Origin of the sequence: Streptomyces natalensis ATCC 27448 (genome assembly GCF_000935125.1) — a bacterium.
In the GTDB taxonomy this organism is placed as follows: Bacteria; Actinomycetota; Actinomycetes; order Streptomycetales; family Streptomycetaceae; genus Streptomyces; species Streptomyces natalensis.
The window spans coordinates 559,106-576,912 of record NZ_JRKI01000061.1; the positions used below are offsets into that span (position 1 = coordinate 559,106).

The 17,807-nt window shown below is 73.1% G+C and carries 19 protein-coding genes; 7 read left to right on the plus strand and 12 right to left on the minus strand.

All coding sequences use genetic code 11. From position 1 onward, the window contains the following. Positions 1–8: 8 nt before the first annotated feature. Positions 9–1,163 carry an Mrp/NBP35 family ATP-binding protein gene (locus tag SNA_RS33195; RefSeq protein WP_030072151.1) on the plus strand — a complete coding sequence of 385 codons (1,155 nt, stop codon included), beginning with the start codon at positions 9–11 and terminating at the stop codon, positions 1,161–1,163. Between the two features lie 103 nt (positions 1,164–1,266). Here the strand turns inward: SNA_RS33195 and SNA_RS33200 are convergent, their stop codons facing one another. From SNA_RS33200 to sigE, 5 genes are all read right to left on the minus strand, one after another. Next, complete coding sequence (locus SNA_RS33200; RefSeq protein WP_030072149.1) at positions 1,267–1,914, minus strand: hypothetical protein; 648 nt, start codon at positions 1,912–1,914, stop codon at positions 1,267–1,269. A 116-nt stretch (positions 1,915–2,030) separates the two neighbouring features. Continuing rightward, positions 2,031–2,516: a sec-independent translocase gene (locus tag SNA_RS33205; protein ID WP_030072147.1), complete on the minus strand. Its 486-nt coding sequence runs from the start codon at positions 2,514–2,516 to the stop codon at positions 2,031–2,033. 127 nt (positions 2,517–2,643) lie between these two features. Then, on the minus strand, positions 2,644–4,788 hold the full coding sequence (locus SNA_RS33210) for a S1C family serine protease (RefSeq protein ID WP_044368064.1): 2,145 nt from the start codon (positions 4,786–4,788) through the stop codon (positions 2,644–2,646). A gap of 122 nt (positions 4,789–4,910) precedes the next feature. Then, positions 4,911–5,849 (minus strand): zf-HC2 domain-containing protein, encoded by a 939-nt coding sequence (locus tag SNA_RS33215; protein ID WP_030065926.1) that lies wholly within the window; start codon positions 5,847–5,849, stop codon positions 4,911–4,913. Next, positions 5,846–6,616, minus strand: coding sequence for an RNA polymerase sigma factor SigE (gene sigE / locus SNA_RS33220; protein WP_078970364.1), 771 nt, complete (start codon positions 6,614–6,616; stop codon positions 5,846–5,848). The genes SNA_RS33215 and sigE overlap by 4 nt, the downstream gene beginning before the upstream one ends. A 199-nt stretch (positions 6,617–6,815) precedes the next feature. On the opposite strand from sigE, the gene SNA_RS33225 reads away from it, so the two are divergent. Next, positions 6,816–7,499, plus strand: a complete 684-nt coding sequence (locus SNA_RS33225; protein ID WP_030065923.1) for an O-methyltransferase — start codon at positions 6,816–6,818, stop codon at positions 7,497–7,499. Positions 7,500–7,696: 197 nt separating this feature from the next. On the opposite strand, the gene SNA_RS40765 is transcribed toward SNA_RS33225, so the two are convergent. Further along, positions 7,697–7,864: a DUF3117 domain-containing protein gene (locus SNA_RS40765; protein WP_003985072.1), complete on the minus strand. Its 168-nt coding sequence runs from the start codon at positions 7,862–7,864 to the stop codon at positions 7,697–7,699. Positions 7,865–8,187: 323 nt separating this feature from the next. On the opposite strand from SNA_RS40765, the gene chcB reads away from it, so the two are divergent. Continuing rightward, positions 8,188–8,988: a 2-cyclohexenylcarbonyl CoA isomerase gene (gene chcB, locus SNA_RS33230; RefSeq protein ID WP_044368068.1), complete on the plus strand. Its 801-nt coding sequence runs from the start codon at positions 8,188–8,190 to the stop codon at positions 8,986–8,988. Positions 8,989–9,066: 78 nt separating this feature from the next. Here the strand turns inward: chcB and SNA_RS33235 are convergent, their stop codons facing one another. Both SNA_RS33235 and SNA_RS33240 read right to left on the minus strand, forming a co-directional pair. Further along, positions 9,067–9,675, minus strand: coding sequence for a DNA-3-methyladenine glycosylase I (locus tag SNA_RS33235; protein WP_030065920.1), 609 nt, complete (start codon positions 9,673–9,675; stop codon positions 9,067–9,069). Beyond that, positions 9,672–10,172 carry a DivIVA domain-containing protein gene (locus SNA_RS33240; RefSeq protein WP_078970366.1) on the minus strand — a complete coding sequence of 167 codons (501 nt, stop codon included), beginning with the start codon at positions 10,170–10,172 and terminating at the stop codon, positions 9,672–9,674. The genes SNA_RS33235 and SNA_RS33240 overlap by 4 nt, the downstream gene beginning before the upstream one ends. Positions 10,173–10,264: 92 nt before the next feature. Here SNA_RS33240 and folP point away from each other — a divergent pair, with 92 nt between their 5' ends. Continuing rightward, positions 10,265–11,125, plus strand: a complete 861-nt coding sequence (gene folP / locus SNA_RS33245; RefSeq protein WP_030065919.1) for a dihydropteroate synthase — start codon at positions 10,265–10,267, stop codon at positions 11,123–11,125. A 46-nt stretch (positions 11,126–11,171) separates the two neighbouring features. Here the strand turns inward: folP and SNA_RS33250 are convergent, their stop codons facing one another. Both SNA_RS33250 and dapE read right to left on the minus strand, forming a co-directional pair. Beyond that, positions 11,172–11,921: an LOG family protein gene (locus SNA_RS33250; protein ID WP_030065918.1), complete on the minus strand. Its 750-nt coding sequence runs from the start codon at positions 11,919–11,921 to the stop codon at positions 11,172–11,174. Between the two features lie 146 nt (positions 11,922–12,067). Beyond that, on the minus strand, positions 12,068–13,159 hold the full coding sequence (gene dapE / locus SNA_RS33255; protein ID WP_030065917.1) for a succinyl-diaminopimelate desuccinylase: 1,092 nt from the start codon (positions 13,157–13,159) through the stop codon (positions 12,068–12,070). On the opposite strand from dapE, the gene SNA_RS33260 reads away from it, so the two are divergent. Continuing rightward, entirely contained in the window at positions 13,158–14,120 is a 963-nt protein-coding gene (locus SNA_RS33260; RefSeq protein WP_044368069.1) for a VldE C-terminal domain-containing protein, read from the plus strand. The two genes, dapE and SNA_RS33260, sit on opposite strands and share 2 nt — an antisense overlap. A gap of 338 nt (positions 14,121–14,458) precedes the next feature. Further along, complete coding sequence (locus SNA_RS44530; protein ID WP_030065914.1) at positions 14,459–14,944, plus strand: hypothetical protein; 486 nt, start codon at positions 14,459–14,461, stop codon at positions 14,942–14,944. Positions 14,945–15,037: 93 nt separating this feature from the next. Here the strand turns inward: SNA_RS44530 and dapC are convergent, their stop codons facing one another. Together dapC and fdxA are read right to left on the minus strand one after the other, a co-directional pair. Next, positions 15,038–16,135: a succinyldiaminopimelate transaminase gene (dapC, locus tag SNA_RS33270; protein WP_044368072.1), complete on the minus strand. Its 1,098-nt coding sequence runs from the start codon at positions 16,133–16,135 to the stop codon at positions 15,038–15,040. Positions 16,136–16,303: 168 nt separating this feature from the next. Next, complete coding sequence (gene fdxA / locus SNA_RS33275) at positions 16,304–16,624, minus strand: ferredoxin (RefSeq protein WP_018089397.1); 321 nt, start codon at positions 16,622–16,624, stop codon at positions 16,304–16,306. Between the two features lie 140 nt (positions 16,625–16,764). Here fdxA and SNA_RS33280 point away from each other — a divergent pair, with 140 nt between their 5' ends. Next, positions 16,765–17,796: a GNAT family N-acetyltransferase gene (locus SNA_RS33280; protein ID WP_044368079.1), complete on the plus strand. Its 1,032-nt coding sequence runs from the start codon at positions 16,765–16,767 to the stop codon at positions 17,794–17,796. Positions 17,797–17,807 lie beyond the last annotated feature (11 nt).

Consider the following 17,807-nt stretch of genomic DNA (forward strand, 5'->3'; position numbering starts at 1 on the left):
ATCGGGGCATGGCTACCGAGACCACAGGCGCACCGAGCGAGGACGCGATCCGCGACGCGCTCGCGACGGTGAACGACCCCGAGATCCACCGACCCATCACCGACCTGGGGATGGTCAAATCGGTGGAGATCGCGGCCGACGGCGCGGTGGCCGTCGTGGTCTACCTCACCGTCTCCGGCTGCCCGATGCGCGAGACGATCACCAACAACGTGCGCGACGCCGTCGCCGGGGTCGAGGGCGTCACCGGCGTCAGTGTCGAGCTCGAGGTGATGAGCGACGAGCAGCGCAAGGAGCTGGCTGCGTCGCTGCGCGGCGGTACGGCCGAGCGCGAGGTGCCGTTCGCCCAGCCCGGGTCGCTGACCCGGGTCTATGCGGTCGCCTCCGGAAAGGGCGGCGTCGGCAAGTCGTCGGTGACGGTCAACCTCGCCGCGGCGATGGCGGCGGACGGACTGAAGGTCGGTGTCGTGGACGCCGACATCTACGGCCACTCCGTGCCCCGGATGCTGGGCGCCGACGGCAAGCCCACCCAGGTCGAGAACATGATCATGCCGCCGTCGGCGAACGGCGTGAAGGTCATCTCCATCGGCATGTTCACCCCGGGCAACGCCCCGGTGGTCTGGCGCGGCCCGATGCTGCACCGCGCCCTCCAGCAGTTCCTCGCCGATGTCTACTGGGGCGATCTGGACGTGCTGCTGCTGGACCTTCCCCCGGGCACCGGCGATATCGCCATCTCGGTGGCGCAGCTCGTACCGAACGCCGAGATCCTGGTGGTCACCACCCCGCAGCAGGCCGCCGCCGAGGTCGCCGAGCGGGCCGGTTCGATCGCGGTGCAGACGCACCAGAAGATCGTCGGCGTGGTGGAGAACATGTCCGGGCTGCCCTGCCCGCACTGCGACGAGATGGTCGATGTGTTCGGCACCGGCGGCGGCGAGCGGGTCGCCGAGGGGCTGACGCGGACGACCGGTGCGCAGGTGCCGGTGCTCGGCGCCATCCCCATCGACGTGCGGCTGCGCGAGGGCGGCGACGAGGGCAAGCCGGTCGTGCTGACCGATCCCGACTCCCCCGCCGGCTCCGCCATCCGCGCCATCGCGGGCAAGCTGGGCGGCCGTCAGCGCGGTCTGTCGGGGATGTCGCTGGGGATCACCCCGCGCAACAAGTTCTGAGGCCGGGCGGGAGGCTTCCCGCCCGATGCCGAAGGGGCGGGCCTGTACGGGTCCGCCCCTTTGCGCTTCGGCGCGCGCCCGCCCGGTCGGCCGGCGGCGCCCGTCAGCTGTCGTACTCCGTGATGTCCTTGACGACGGAGAAGCCCAGGCCGTAGGCGCTCATCCCGCGCCCGTACGCGCCGATGTGCACCCCGGCGGGGCCGTCGCCCGAGGAGCCGGCCAGGACCCAGCCGTACTCGGACTCGCGGTAGCGGAACGGCATCGGCACGCCGTCGACCGGCAGCGTCAGTTCGCTCCAGCTCTCGCCGTCGAGGTCGTCGGCCAGTTCCCAGGCGAGCATGGTCTGCTGGTCGAGCCAGTCCTGGCGCAGCGCGCGGTCCATCTGGGAGGGCCAGGTGCGGGCGAGCAGCCCCGAGCCGGCGAGCCAGGCGGCCGTGGAGACCGAGGTGGCCTCCAGGGTGCCGGTGCCGTCGGCGCTGCGGCGTACGGGGCGGCTGGCGACGGTCACGACGACCGCGAACCGGTCCTCGTCCTTGCCGATCTCCGCCCTTATGGTCGGCTCGTGGCCGTGCCCGGTGGCCCCGTGCTCGACGGTGCCGTCCGCTGCCGCGCCGACCTGCATCAGCCAGCGTGGCCCGGTGAACGCCTCGTCGAGGCCGTACCACGGGAACGCGGCCAGCAGATAGCCGTCGACCTTCCGGCCGACGTCGGCGGACACCTCATCGGTCGGTGTCGGACTCGTCGTCTCCACTGCGCGGCGCCTCCTTGTTGCCCTGCGTCGTGGGCGGCCCGCCCCCCTCAGGCGACCTCACCCCGGACACCGGGAGCATAGCCATAGGCGTCAACACAGCCGGGCATACGGGCATACTAGGTGGCGTCGGCGTCGAAAGGCGGACGCTCCTGCGCCGGGGCCGCTCCGGTCCTCTTGACCAGGTCGGGACGGGCGGCGGCGGCCGGTTTCTTCGTGAGGTCGGCGGGTGCGCCGTTCGAGGGGCGCGTCGGGGCATCCGGGGCGCTGTCGCGGGCGTTCACGACGTCGCCGAGGTCGGCCATCTCCGACCGGAAGTCGAAGCCGTTGCGGATCTCCTGCAACTCCTTCAGCCCGTATTCGTCCTTCTCCAGGACGTGTTTGCGCACGAAGTTCTTCGGCTTGAGGTCCTCGAACTCGAAGTCCTTGAACTCCGGGCCGAGCTCGCTGCGGATGTCCTCCTTGGCGCTGTCGGAGAACGCCCGCACCTTGCGGATGAACCCCATGACGTCCTGGATGACCTTGGGCAGCTTGTCCGGCCCGAAGATCAGCACCGCAAGGATCACGAGCGCCACCAGCTCGAGGGGTCCTATGTCGAAGAACACCTTGCAGCTCCTTGGGTCAATCCGCGGCCTTCGATGGCCCGGGGCCGGACAGGGGCCGGGCCGACTATCACGGTACCTGGCCCGCCGCGTCGGACGGGAGTCGCCCGCGCCAACACGGTGCAAACGATCAGCTGCCGCTGGAGGAGCCCAGCGTCAGCCGAACGGTCCGCTGCTTTCCGCCCCTTTGGACGCTCAGCGTCAGCGTGTCGCCCGGCCGGTGGCTGCGGACCTTGACGATCAGCTCCTGGCCGCTGTGCACCGGGATGCCGTCCACCTGGGTGATCACATCGCCCGCCCGGATGCCGGCCTTGGCGCCGGGGCCGCCCGCGACGACCGGCGCCCGGCCGTCCTTGCTGCGGTCGCTGACCCGCGCGCCGTCCCCGGCGTACTCCATCTCCAGCGTCACGCCGATCACCGGGTGTGTCGCCCGGCCGGTGTTGATCAGCTCCTCGGCGACCCGCTTGGCCTGGTTGATCGGTATGGCGAAGCCCAGCCCGATGCTGCCGCCCTGGGCTCCGGCGTCCGGGCCGCCGGTGGTGTCGGCCGCCCGGATGGCGCTGTTGATCCCGATGACGTGCGCCTCGGCGTCCACCAGGGGGCCGCCGGAGTTGCCGGGGTTGATGGGGGCGTCGGTCTGGAGCGCGTCGACGTAGGAGACATCGCTGCCGTCGCCCTTCTGGCCGCCCGCGGTGATCGGGCGCTGTTTGGCGCTGATGATGCCGGAGGTCACGGTGTTGGCCAGGTCGTACGGGGCACCGATGGCGACGACCGGGTCGCCGACCCGCACCGAGTCGGAGTCGCCGAGGGTGAGCGGCCGCAGTCCCGTGACGCCCTCGACCTGCACCACCGCGAGGTCGTAGCCGCCGTCCTGCCCGACGACCTTCGCCCGGGCGGTCTGGCCGCCGCTGAAGGTCACCGATATCTCGCCGTGGCTCCCGGCCGGCTCGACGACGTGGTTGTTGGTCAGGATGTGGCCCTCGTGGTCGAGGACGAAGCCGGTGCCGGTGCCCTGTTCGACGTCGCCCCGTACGTGGAGGGTGACGACCCCGGGCAGCGCCCGCTGGGCGATTCCCGCGACGCTGTCGGGGTTACGGCTGCCGCTGTCGTCCGCGGCCTGCGGGAGCTTGATGTCGTTGATGCCGCCGTAGCGCTCGACATAGGCGCCGACGCCGCCGCCGACACCGCCCGCGAGCAGCGCCAGCGCCACCGCGCCGATCACCAGCGGCGCCCGGCGGCCGCGGCGGCCGGCGGGCGGCACCGGTGCGGCCGGGCCGCCGTGGTGGGGCGCGCTCCAGGGGTCGTACTGCTGCCAGGCGCCGGTGGGGGCCGGGGCGGGCGCGGGAACGGGGGCCGGGACGGGGCCGGTGGCCAGGGCCGCGCGGCTCGCGGCGGAGCGGGGCCCGCCGTCGCCGGGGTGCGGGACGAAGGCGGTGGTCTCGGCGGCGTCGGGCGCCGCGGGCTCCTGGCCGGCGGGCGCGGGCTTCGTCAGCGAGGGGCCGTCGGGGCCCGGGGGGACGGGCGGCTGTGGCTGCGGGCCGGGGTAGGCCGCGCCGGGAGCCGGGGTCTGGGCGGCGGTCGCGTACGCGGGAAGCGGGGTGCCCTGCGGCGGGGTCGCCATCGGGCGCTGGACCGGCGGCGCGGGCGCCCAGGGGCCGGGCCCGCCGTACGGGGGCGTGCCGTACGGGTCCTCGGCGTGCAGCGGGCGCGGGCGCTCCGGCGCACCCTGCGGCGCGGCCGTCGCGGCGGCCGCCGTCTCGTCCCGCCCGTCGGCGCTCACCCGGCCGAGCGTCACGGTCGAGGCCCCGGATCGCTCCCGGCCGGGCGCCGCGGTGTCGGGTGTGCCGGCATCGGGGGTGGCGGCGGGCTCGGGGGCGGGGGCTTCGGCCGGGGCTGCCGCTGCGGTTTCGGCTTCGGCCTTCGCTGCGGCTCCGGCATTCGCTACGGCCGCGGCTTCGGCTTCCGTTGCGGCTGCGGCCGCGTCGTCCGCTGCGGCTTCGCTTTTCGCTTCCGTCGTAGCGGCCGGTCCGGGGACGCCCGGCGCCTCGGCCGTGGCAGCGCCGGAGTCCGCAGGCGCTGCCGGCGCCCGGTCCGGTGCCGGGAGCGTCCACTCCTCGTCCCCCGCGGCCGCCGCGGCGTCACCGGCCGCCTTCGCCGTGCGGTCGGCGGAGGGGGCCGGTGCCTGCGGTCCGGCCTGGGCGGATGCCGGCGGGACCGGGCGTCCCGGGCGGCTCCACCACTTCAGCTTCGACCCGGCGGCCTTACCGTCGTCCATGTTCTCCCCATTTTTCGCCCGCCTGCGTGCGGACCACCGCCACTCGCGGCCCGCGCCCCGTGCAGGGGTGCGCCGGCCAACAGGGATTCAACCAGTTCCGCGCAAGGCTGCGCAGGGTGCGGTCAGTGCCGGTCGGGAGTTGTCGCGGGAGCGGCGGAGCCGGCCAGGCTGTGCCGGGGCTCCAGGGGCGTGAGCGGGGGGTAGGCGCGGGCGGGCACCGGGCCGGGTCCGTAGGCCACCGGGGCGAGGTGGTACGGGTCGGCCGGGCCGGTCGCGGTGACCAGCGGCGAGGGGTCGAAGCCGCCCGTAGGGCCCGGGAGCGCGGCATGCGCGAAGGCCGTGCCGGGGGTGTACAGGCGCATCGCGCTGGGGGCCGGGGCCACGGTGGGGCCGCCGGACCGGGCGGTGCCGTCGCCGGAATCCCCCGTCGCGAGGAAGGCGCCGTTGTGCGCCAGATCGCCGCTGCCCGCCACCGGGGTCGCGCTGAACGGGGTGACGGCCGTACCGCCGCCGTCGGTGCGGGTGCCGGGGAGGTCGACGGCCGCCTCCAGCGGGAGGACACCGCCGAGCGCCAACGCCGCCAGCGAGACCGCACCGGCCGCCGCGAAGGCGAACCGGCGGCGCTGCGGCGCGGGCCGCTCCGGCTCATGGACCCGGAAGCCGCGCTGCCGCGACTGCCCGGAGATACCGGCCAGCGCCCGGTCGGCCCCCCGGCCGTGTCCGGAGGCGGGGACATAGCCGAAGGAACCGCCGCCGCGGACGACGTCACCGCGCCCGAGGCCCCCGCTGCCGAGCCGGCTTCCGGGGCCGCCCGGATGATCGCCGCCCGGCAAGCCCTGGAGGCGCGCCAGCAGCCCCTCGGAGGGGCCGGGGAGCGCCGCTTGGGCGAAAACGTTCTTCAGCCGGCGCTGGGCGTCGGCCTCGGCCTTGCACTGTGCGCACGTCGCAAGATGCGCGAGCACCCGCTCGCGCGCATCGTGCCCCAACTCGCCGTCGACCAGGGCCGCGAGGCGGTCGCCGAGATGCTGCTCGGCGGGGGACGGACCGCCACTGAGGCTCACGCGATCCCGACCTCCTCGGTGGAGACCCCGGCCGGCGCCAGCTGCCGCCGGCGCTCTTCGGCACGCGCCGCCGGGGAGCGGTGCGACAGCGCCTTGCGCAGATGCGACCGGCCGCGGTGGATCCGGCTGCGGACCGTGCCGAGCTTGACGCCCAGGGTCGCGGCGATCTCCTCGTAGGAGAGGCCCTCGATGTCGCACAGAACGACGGCGGCGCGGAACTCGGGCGCGAGGGTGTCCAGCGCGTGCTGGACGTCGGCGTCGAAGTGGGTGTCGTCGAAGTGCTGCTGCGGCGCGGGCTCGTTGCTCGGCAGCCGCTCGTCGGCGTCGTCGCCGAGCGAGTCGAAGCGGATGCGCTGCCGGCGGCGGACCATGTCGAGGAAGAGGTTGGTGGTGATGCGGTGCAGCCAGCCCTCGAAGGTGCCGGGGGTGTACGACGACAGCGAGCGGAAGACGCGGACGAACACCTCCTGGGTGATGTCCTCGGCGTCGTGCTGGTTGCCCGAGAGGCGGTAGGCGAGGCGATAGACCCGTGCGCTGTGGGTGCTGACGATCTCCTCCCAGGTGGGCGGGGCCCACGCCTGCGCATCCCTGTCCTGGGCGAAAGTCGCGGTGGGTGCGGAATCGGCGGTACGGAGACCTGCAGCGGTGTGTGTCACGGATTTCGGCTCGGCAGACGACCTCTTCCAGCGCCTTCGCACCTTTCGGTCACCTGTCGCAGCCGCACCTCCCCTGGTGGCTCTGGTGGTGTCCAGTAGGGCCCCTACCATATCCACCTCGCCCGTTAGCTCCGGATAAGCAGTTTTGACCTGCATTTGGTCCTGCTTCCGCCCTTGCCTGCCGTCCTGTGGCACATCCCGTGTGGTCCTCACCGGCGCATCCCCCCGCTTTTCCGCCGCTTTCCTCCCTGCCCTTTATTAACGCCCGGTCCCATCTGCGGGTTCCCGCACACAGCGGATACAGTCACGGTTGCGTCAACTACGGGGACAGGAGAGGGCCATTACCGGCAACCGGCAGACGAACTTGGCATTCGCCGAGGCGTACGGCGCCGGGACCCTCGACGAGACGACCGAGGCCGCCCTCGGCTGGTGCCGGGAGCGGGCGCGCCAGACCGGCATCCGTACGGTGACCACCGGCACCGGTGCGGCGCTGCGGATGCTCGCCGCCACCGCCGACGCCAAGGCGGTCGCCGAGATCGGCACCGGCACCGGCGTTTCGGGCATCTACCTCCTGCACGGCATGCGGCCGGACGGCGTGCTGACCACCGTCGACCTGGAACCGGAGCGGCAGACCTTCGCCAAGCAGGCGTTCCGCGAGGCGGGCTTCGCCGGCAACCGCGCCCGGTTCATCCCCGGCCGGGCGCTGGATGTGCTGCCCCGGCTCGCGGACGGCGGATACGACCTCGTCTTCTGCGACGGGGACCTGATGGAGTGCCTGGAATATCTCGCTGAATCGTTGCGCCTGCTACGGCCCGGCGGCCTGGTGTGTTTCGCGGGCGTCTTCGCGGACGGCCGCACCGTCGACTCCGGGGTGCAGCCCGCGGAGGTCCTGCGGCTGCGGGAACTGCTGCGGGCCATACGGGAGAGCAGTGCGCTGGCGCCGGCCCTGCTGCCGGTGGGCGACGGGCTGCTCTGCGCGGTCAAGCGCGCCTGAGGCGGACGACGGGGCCGGGCAGGGAACAGAAGCCGGGCCCGGTCAGTGGGACAGGAGTGCGGCCGCGGCCGGCCGAAGGCAACCAAAACGGCCCCGGCAGGCGGCGCGCCGCATCAGCGCGCCGCCTGCCGGGGCCGGGGTAGTGGGCCGACGGTACCGGGGCCGGGGCCCAGGACACCGCAGCGGTTCCGCCCTCGTCAGACGGTGACCTTCTCCAGGGCCTCGCCAAGCGCCTTGGCCTCGTCCGGGGTCAGCTCGACGACGAGCCGCCCGCCGCCTTCGAGCGGAACGCGCATGACGATGCCCCGCCCCTCCTTGGTCACCTCGAGCGGGCCGTCGCCCGTCCGCGGCTTCATGGCCGCCATGCTCGTTCCCCTTCCTGAAACCAGCTCATCGTCAGCCGACGGCCTCGATAGGCGCGTGTCACCGGCATCGAACACATTGCTTCCAGGCCATTATCCCGCATCGAACGACCCGATGACCAACATCGGGGAGCATCGCTTGTGCAACGCGCTCGGCCAAAACCACCCAATTCGGGGAGGGGGCTGCGATACTTCGCCACTCGCAGCCATCCGACGCGCCCCGGTTGTTTGACGTACGTCACATGCCGGCCGCCGATGATCTCCGGCATCCTGAGCGCTGGCTGCCACTGCCGGGCAGTGCGAACCGCGACGGAGGGGACCCCACCATGGCCGACACCGTGCTCTATGACGTGACCGACGGACTCGCGACGATCACGCTCAACCGCCCCGACGCGATGAACGCGATGAACATCGAGGCGAAGGTCGCGCTGCGCGACACCCTCCGGGAGGCCGCCGCCGACACTGCCGTACGGGCGGTACTGCTGACCGCCACCGGGCGCGCCTTCTGCGTGGGCCAGGACCTCAAGGAGCACATCGGGCTGCTGGCCGAGGACCGGGCGACGGGGTCGGGCGGCACCATGCACACCGTGCGCGAGCACTACAACCCCATCGTGACGGCGCTGGCCGGGATGCCCAAGCCGGTGGTCGCGGGCGTCAACGGCGTCGCGGCGGGCGCGGGGGCGGGCTTTGCACTGGCCGCCGACTACCGGGTCGTCGCCGAGACCGCGTCGTTCAACACCTCGTTCGCGGGCGTGGCGCTGACCGCCGACTCCGGGGTGTCCTGGACGCTGCCCCGGCTGATCGGCCACGGCCGGGCCGCCGATCTGCTGCTCTTCCCGCGCAGCATCGGCGCCCAGGAGGCGTATGAGCTGGGCATCGCCAACAAGGTCGTCCCGGCGGAGGAGCTGGCGGCCGAGGCCGCGGCCGTCGCCCGCCGGCTGGCCGAGGGCCCGACCGCCGCCTACGCCGCGATCAAGGAATCGCTGGCCTACGGGGCCGGGCACTCGCTCGCCGAGACCCTCGGCAAGGAGGACGAACTCCAGGTCCGGGCCGGGGCGTCGGAGGACCACCACATCGCGGTGGAGGCATTCGTGAAGAAGGAGAAGCCGGTCTTCCTGGGCCGCTGACCCGGCACCCGGCCCCTCGGCCATCGGTCCCCCGGCCGCCGGTCCGTCTGCCACCGGTCCCGCTGCCGCCGGCCCGGCTCAGCCGGTCGCCGCCGCCTCCGCCGTCGCCCGTGCATGACAGTCCGCCAGATGGTCGTTGACCAGGCCGCATGCCTGCATCATCGCGTAGGCGGTGGTCGGTCCGACGAAGCGGAAGCCGCGCTTTTTGAGGTCTTTGGCGAGCGCCGTCGACTCCGGGGTCACCGGCTGCACATCGCCGACGGTGTGCGGCACGGGGCGGCCGGCCCGGTCGGGGGCGTAGGACCAGATCAGGGCGTCCAGCTCGCCGGGGGCCAGTGCGGCGGCGAGCTTGGCGTTGTGGATCGTCGCGGCGATCTTGAGGCGGTTGCGGATGATGCCGGGGTCGGTGAGCAGCCGCGCGGCGTCCTCGTCGGTGAACCGCGCCACCGCGGCGATCTCGAAACCGGCGAAGGCGGCCCGGAACCCGGGGCGGCGGCGCAGGATCGTGATCCAGGAGAGCCCGGACTGGAACGCCTCCAGGCTCATCCGCTCGAAGAGCGCGTCGTCGCCGTGGACCGGCAGGCCCCATTCGGTGTCGTGGTAGGCGCGGTAGTCGGCCATCTGCTCCGACTCCATCCCCCACGGACAGCGCGGAATCCCGTCCGGAGCCGTCACCACACCACTCATGCCCGGCCCCCGTTCTTCTCGTCGCCCTTGTCGTCGCCTTCGTCGCCCTCGCCACCGGCGGGCCCGATGTCCCCGCCGCCGGCACCGGCAGGCCCCGTCTCCGCGCCATCGGCACCGGCGGACGCTGCGGCGGACCGCGCGCCCGCGCCCGCGCCCGTCCCCCGTATCAGCTCCTGGCCGCCCATCGCGGCGGCATGCGCCCCGGCCAGCGCCGCTTCCAGCTCGGCGATCCGGGCGTCGCGCTCGGCGAGCTCGGCGCCGAGGCGGTCCAGGGCGTCGTCGACGTCGTCCATCCGGTAGCCGCGGACGGTCACCGCGAAGCGGACGGCGTCCACGTCCGCGCGGGCGAGCGGACGGTCGGCGGGCAGCGGGTCGTGCAGCCGCTGCGGCTCGGCGTCCCGCAGGCCACCGCCCACGACGCCGTCTCCCCCGCCCACGACGACGAGGGCGACCGCGGCCACCACCACGACCATCGCGATCAGCAAGAACCAGAACACGACCAACTCCCCGGACTTGTGCCTGCCACCGATCGTGCCATGCGGGTCTGACAGTTAGTGTCGCTCCCGGACCACGGAGAGGGAGTCAGGGAATGCTGCGGCTGGGAAATCGCGAGTTCGGTGCGCATGAGCCGGTGATCATGGCCATCGTCAACAGAACCCCGGATTCCTTCTACGACCAGGGGGCCACCTTCCACGACGAGCCCGCGCTCGCCCGGGTGGCGCAGGCGGTGGCCGACGGCGCCGCGATCATCGACATCGGCGGGGTCAAAGCCGGTCCCGGCGAGGAGGTGACGGCGGAGGAGGAGGCCCGCCGCACGGTCGGGTTCGTCGGCGAGGTGCGCAGGCGGTTCCCCGATGTGGTGATCAGCGTCGACACCTGGCGGCACGACGTCGCCGAGGCGGTCTGCGAGGCCGGGGCGGATCTCCTCAACGACGCCTGGGGCGGGGTGGACCCGGGGCTCGCCGAGGTGGCCGCGCGCCACGGCGTGGGCCTGGTGTGCACGCACGCGGGTGGCGTCGAACCGCGTACCCGTCCGCACCGGGTGACCTACGAGGACGTGATGGCCGACATCCTGCGGGTGACCCTGGGGCTGGCGGAGCGGGCCGTGGAGCTGGGCGTACGGCGCGACGGGATCCTGATCGACCCGGGGCACGACTTCGGCAAGAACACCCGGCACAGCCTGGAGGCGACCCGCCGGCTGGGCGAGATGACCGCGACGGGCTGGCCGGTGCTGGTCTCCCTGTCCAACAAGGACTTCGTCGGCGAGACCCTCGACAAGCCGGTCAAGGACCGGGTGCTGGGCACCCTGGCGACCACCGCCGTTTCGGCCTGGCTGGGCGCGCAGGTCTACCGGGTCCACGAGGTCGCCGAGACCCGTCAGGTGCTGGACATGGTGGCCTCCATCGCCGGCCACCGGCCACCGGCGGTGGCTCGCCGGGGACTGGCGTAGGACGGCGGCGCGGTCCCGCGGGACCGCGCCCCCATCCGGACGGGCCTCAGATCCCGGCCTCCTTGGTGACCAGCGCGACGGCCTCTTCCACGTCGTCGGAGACGTGGAAGAGTTCGAGGTCGTGCGGGGATGCCTTGCCCTGGGCGATGAGGGTGCCGCGCAGCCAGTCGATCAGGCCGCTCCAGTAGGCCGCGCCGAACAGCACGATGGGGAAGCGGGTGACCTTGCGGGTCTGGACGAGGGTGAGCGCCTCGAACAGCTCGTCGAGGGTGCCCAGCCCGCCGGGGAGGACGACGAAGCCGCGGGCGTACTTCACGAAGCAGGTCTTGCGGACGAAGAAGTAGCGGAAGTCCACGCCGAGGTTCACGTACGGGTTCATGCCCTGCTCGAAGGGCAGCTCGATGCCCAGGCCCACGGAGATCCCGCCCGCCTCGGCGGCGCCCTTGTTGGCCGCCTCCATGGCGCCCGGCCCGCCACCGGTGATCACCGCGAAACCGGCCTTGACCAGGGCCGCGCCGATGCGGACGGCGGCGTCGTACTCGGTGGACTCGCGGGGGGTGCGGGCGGAGCCGAAGACGCTGACGGCCGGGCCGAGCTCGGCCAGCGCGCCGAAGCCCTCCACGAACTCCGACTGGATGCGCATCACCCGCCAGGGGTCGGTGTGCACCCACTCGGAGGGGCCTTCGGAGTCCAGCAGCCGCTGGTCCGTCGTACCGGGCTGCACCTGGTCGTGACGGCGCAGTACGGGACCCAGCCGCTGCTCCTCGGGGGCCGGTGCTCCCTCAGGGTTGGCCATGACGTTCTCCCTCCGCTGGGCGATCGTTGCCGCTTCAGCGTAGATCCACCGATGTTACGCGGAGGGGAATTCCGCCGGTATAAGTGCAGGCGGTGGGCGGTCCCGGGGCCCTGCGGCGGGCCCGGGACCGGTACGGCGAAGGGGGCTCAGCTCGTCAGCCAGGCGCGCAGCCGCTCCTCGCAGTGCAGGATGCGGTCGACCTCGACCCGTTCGTCCTTCTTGTGCGCGAGCAGGGCGTAGCCGGGTCCGTAGTTGACGGCCGGGACGCCGAGCGCGCTGAAGCGGGAGACGTCGGTCCAGCCGAACTTGGGCAGCGCGCTGCCGCCGACCGACTCCATGAACGCCTTGGCCGCCGGGTGGGACAGGCCCGGCAGCGCCCCCGGGGAGTGGTCGTCGATGACGAACTCGTCCACCGGGCAGTCCGCGAACACCTCCTTGACGTGCGCCAGCGCCTCCTCGGGGCTGCGGTCGGGCGCATAGCGGAAGTTGACGGTGACCGTGCAGGCGTCGGGGATGACGTTGTTGGCGACGCCGCCCTCGATGGCCACGGCGTTGAGGCCCTCGCGGTATTCGAGGCCGTCGATGACGGGGCGGCGCGGTGCGTACGCGGCGAGCTTGGCCAGGATCGGGGCGGCGGCGTGGATGGCGTTGGCGCCCATCCAGCTGCGGGCGGAGTGCGCGCGCTCCCCGGTGGTGCGCAGCAGGACCCGCAGGGTGCCCTGGCAGCCGCCCTCCACCTGGCCGTCGGAGGGCTCCAGGATGACGGCGAAGTCGCCCGCGAGCCATTCGGGGTGGGCCTCGGCGACCCGGCCGAGGCCGTTGAGGTGGGCGGCGACCTCTTCCTGGTCGTAGAAGACGAAGGTCAGGTCGCGGTTGGGCGCCGGCACGGTGGCGGCCATCCGCAGCTGGACGGCGACGCCGGACTTCATGTCGCAGGTGCCGCAGCCCCACAGGACGCCGTCCTCGTCCAGCCGGGAGGGGACGTTGTCGGCGATGGGGACGGTGTCGAGGTGTCCGGCGAGCACCACCCGCTCGTCGCGGCCCAGGTGCGTACGGGCGACGACGTTGTTGCCGTAGCGGTCGACGGTCAGGTGCGGCAGCGCGCGCAGGGCGTGCTCGACGGCGTCGGCCAGGTCCTTCTCCGTGCCGCTGACGGAGGGCATGTCGACGAGCTGCGCGGTGAGCTGCGCGGCGTCGAGCGACAGGTCGAGGGCGGGGCGGTGTGCGGAGCTCTCCATGGATCCGACCCTATCGGCAGCACTCCAGTACGGTGGGCCCGTGTCCGTCCCGTCCAAAGCCCCCGCCTCCCGTAAGCGCCTGTGGCGTATCACCGCGGCCATCGCCGTGCTGCTCGGGCTGGCCGCCTATCTCGTCGTGCAGTACGTCACCGGCGGCCCCGGTGCGCCGCACTGCACGGTGCAGGCCGAGGGCGACGGGACCCCGTACGAGCTGACCCCGGAACAGGCCGCGAACGCGGCGACGATCGCGGCGGTGGCGTCCGCCCGGGGGCTGCCGGAGCGGGCGGTGACCATCGCGCTGGCGACCGCGATGCAGGAGTCGGGGCTGCGCAACATCGACTTCGGCGACCGGGACTCGGTCGGCCTCTTCCAGCAGCGCCCGTCGCAGGACTGGGGCACGGTGCAGCAGATCCTGGACCCGGTCTATTCGGCCGGTGAGTTCTACCACCATCTGGCGAAGGTGCCCGGCTACTCGCGGCTGCCGCTGACGGTCGCCGCGCAGAAGGTGCAGCGCAGCGGCTATCCCCAGGCGTATGCGAAGCACGAGGCGAATGCGGCGCGGCTGACCGGGGCGCTGACCGGCCGGGACGGGGCGGCGCTGGTGTGCAGCCAGAGCCCCCCGGTGGACGGCAAGGCCGGCGGGGTCGCCAAGGTGCGCGAGCAGCTGGTGCGGGAGTTCGGGCCCGAGGTGCTGCCGCGGACCGAGGGCACCGGAGGCAAGTCGGCGGCCGGGGAGCGCAGCCTCACGGTGCCGGTGCAGCCTGCCGGGGACGGCGACCGCGTGCGGCGCGGCTGGGAGCTGGCGTCCTGGGCGATGGCCCACTCCGCGGAGCTGCGGATCGAACAGATCTCCTACGCGGGCCGTATGTGGTCGGCGGCCGATGCGGGGAAGGGCTGGCAGGCGAAGCCGGACCCCGCGGGGGCGGGCGCCGACGGCGTGCGCCTGGTCACCGCGCAATAGTCCGCCGCATCCCCCGATCGGGGGCGTCCCCTCAACTCCCTTTCATGGACGGCGTGTTGCCCGCAAAGCGCATCTCCCGTCCAGCAATTCCCTTGCCCCGCAAGAGGCGTGACGTTTCCGCATTCTCGCGGCCCATGGGCATATCAGCACGCGTCCCGCAGGTCCGATGATGTGACGGGTTACCAACTCTTTACCTGAGTTCACCGCAACCTTCGGAGATCTGACGCGGTAGTCAGGGCGTCCGCCCGGCGGGCCTGGCACATCGCCAGACATACGAGTCTCACGAGTCTCAGTAGCACGAGTCCGAAGTACGAGTCCCTCTCCGTAAAAGGAGCACCATGTCCCTCCCCGTTACGCGTCGGATCGCCCGAGCCGCCCTGCTCGTAGCCGCAGGCGCCGCTCCCGTGGTGGCCGCGGCCGGCTCCGCCGAGGCCGTAGCCCTGCCCCAGGCACCCGGCGTCGGGAGCTTCTCCGCCCTGGACACCGCGGGCGTCAGCCAGCCCCTGAAGCAGGGTGCCGTGACGGGCGCCGGCCTGGTGAACGAGGCGGGCAAGCAGACCGCGATGACCGCGGTCCCGACGGCGGTCGGCGCCGTTTCCCCGGTGGTTTCGGAGGTCCAGCCGGCTTCGGCGTACGGCGCCAAGAAGGCGACCGAGGCCGCCGCCTTTGCTGCCAAGCACAGCGTGTCGCCCGAGGCGCTGGCCAAGAAGGCCCAGAAGGCCAAGGCCCCCAAGGGCACCAAGGTCCAGGGTGTGCCCGCGCAGGCGAGTCTGCTCGGTGGTCTGCCGACCAACGCGGTCAACCTGCCGGGCCTGGGCAACTGACCGTCCGCACCGCGCGCCGGGGCCCGGGGAGATCCGCTCTCCCCGGGCCCCGGCGCGTTCGGCTGCGTCAGCGGCTGTGGCTGTGGCTGTGGCTCACTCCGCCAGGCGGCGCACCGCGGCGTCCACCCGCTCGTCGGAGGCGGTGAAGGCGATCCGTACGAACCGCTCGCCCGCGGACCCGTAGAACTCGCCGGGCGCCACCAGGATGCCGCGCTTGGCGAGATCGCCGACGGTGTCCCAGCAGGGCTCGTCCCGGGTCGCCCACAGGTAGAGCGAGGCCTCGCTGTGCTCGATGCGGAAGCCGGCCGCCTCGAAGGCGGTGCGCAGCGCGGCGCGGCGGCGGGCGTAGCGCTCGCGCTGCTCGGCGACGTGCGCGGTGTCGCCCAGCGCGGCGACGGTGGCGGCCTGGACGGGCGCGGCGACCATCATGCCGCCGTGCTTGCGGATCTGGAGCAGCTCGCCGAGGACGGCGGCGTCACCGGCCAGGAAGGCGGCGCGGTAGCCGGCCAGGTTGGAGCGCTTGGACAGCGAATGGACGGCGACGATCCCGTCGTACGAGCCGCCGCAGACGTCCGGGTGCAGCACCGAGACCGGGTCGGCCTCCCAGCCCAGCTCCAGGTAGCACTCGTCGCTGAAGACCAGGACACCGTGCTCGCGGGCCCAGGCCACGGTGCGGCGCAGCTCCTGCGCGCCCAGCACCCGGCCGGTGGGGTTGGACGGGGAGTTCAGCCACAGCAGCTTCAGGCCCGTGGGATCCAGTGCGGTCGGCTCGTCGTAGACGACCGGCTCGGCGCCCGCCAGCCGGGCGCCGACCTCGTAGGTGGGGTAGGCCAGCCGCGGGTAGGCCACCTTGTCGCCGGGGCCCAGGCCCAGCTGGGTCGGCAGCCAGGCCACCAGTTCCTTGGAGCCGACCACCGGCAGCACATTGGTGTGCGCCAGACCGCGGGCGCCCAGCCGCTCGCCCGCCCAGCCGGTCAGCGCGTCGCGCAGCGCGGCCGTCCCCCACACCGTCGGATACCCGGGGCTGTTCGCCGCGTCGGCCAGGGCCTTCTGGATCACCGCGGGCACCGGGTCGACCGGGGTGCCGACGGAGAGATCGACGATGCCGTCGGCGTGTGCGGCGGCGGTGGTCTTGTACGGCTCCAGCCGGTCCCAGGGGAAGACGGGAAGGCGTGAGGATACTGCGCCCACGATCGGTGCTCACTTTCTCAGGCGGGGTGGCGCGGGGGCCGGCGGCGCGCAAAAAACCGCGGTCCCGTACGGCATCGGGGCCGTACGGGACCGGGTGGCGCCGAGCGACCCGCTGGTGACCGCGGAGGCGGGAGGGAACGGACGGGCGCCCTCCCGGTCCCCGGGCTGTTACTGGTTCTGCGGCGGCAGCGCTGCGATGAAGGGGTGGTCGCGCTCGATCAGGCCGAGCTTGCTGGCGCCACCGGGCGAACCGAGCTCGTCGAAGAACTCCACATTCGCCTTGTAGTAGTCCTTCCACTCTTCCGGAGTGTCGTCCTCGTAGAAGATCGCCTCGACGGGGCACACCGGCTCACACGCACCACAGTCGACACATTCGTCCGGGTGGATGTACAAGGACCGGGAACCCTCGTAGATGCAGTCGACGGGGCACTCCTCGATGCATGCCTTGTCCTTGACGTCGACACAAGGCTGCGCGATGACGTAGGTCACGCTGTCGTTCCTCCTCGGTAGGGCCGGCGGTCCGATAGGCAGTACCGCCGCTGGGCGCGCGGGAGCGCGGCGTCGTCGATGCCCGCCACCTAGTATCTCCGTTCCCTGGCACGAGACGAACAAGAGGGGCGGGAAGAGCGATGGAATTCATGGCCCGCGGCCGCGCGGAAGTCCGGATCACCCATGCTGACGTGGGCAAAAGGGTATCTGTTCGCCGTCTGACCGGGGGCGCGGCGGGGGAGGCGGCGTTCACCGACGCGGTCGGCGTTCTCACATCCTGGAACGATGGTGTGCTGAGCATCACACGGCGCAAGGGAGCGACCGTACGGATCGAGGAGTCCGCGCTGGTCGCGGCCAAGGTCGTGCCCGCCACCCCGGCTCGTAGAAGGGGCCCGGCGGCCGATACCCGCGAGCTCCAGGAGGTCGCCGCACGCGGCTGGCCGGCCCTGGAGACCGAACGCCTCGGGGACTGGACGCTGCGCGCCTCCGGGGGCTTCACGCGGCGGGCGAATTCCGTGGTGGCCCTCGGCGACCCCGGGCTGCCGCTGGACACCGCGCTGGAGCGGATCCGGCAGTGGTACGGCGAGCGCGGGCTGCCCGCACTGATCACGGTCCCCACCGGCCGGGCGGACGCCGCCGATGCGCTGGCGGACGCCCTGGCGGAGCGGGGCTGGGCCGCGGAGGCGGAGACGGTCGTACGGACCGGCGCCCTGGCACCGCTCGCCGACACCTCACCCGGGTCCGCCGAGGGCAACCCCCCTCGCATCGCCCTGGCCCGGGAACCGGACGCGGAGTGGCTCGCGCTGTATCACCGGGCCGGCGGGGCCGCGGACACCACGGCCGCGCGGAAGGTGCTGACCGGCGGCCCCTCGGTGTGGTTCGCGTCCGTACCGGGGCCGGACGGACACCCCGCGGCGATCGGCCGGGTGGTGGTCGACGGGCGATGGGCGGGCTTCGCGGCGATCGAGGTGGCCCCGGCGCAGCGGCGTCGTGGGCTGGCCACACGGGTGATGGCGGCGCTCGCCGAACGGGCCCTCTCGGAGGGCGCCTCGGCCGCGTACCTCCAGGTGGAGGCGGACAACGAGGGCGCCCGCGCGCTCTACGACGGGCTCGGGTTCGCCGACCACCACCGCTACCACTACCGGCGGGCCCTGCCGGGCTCCGCCGACTGAACGGGTATCCC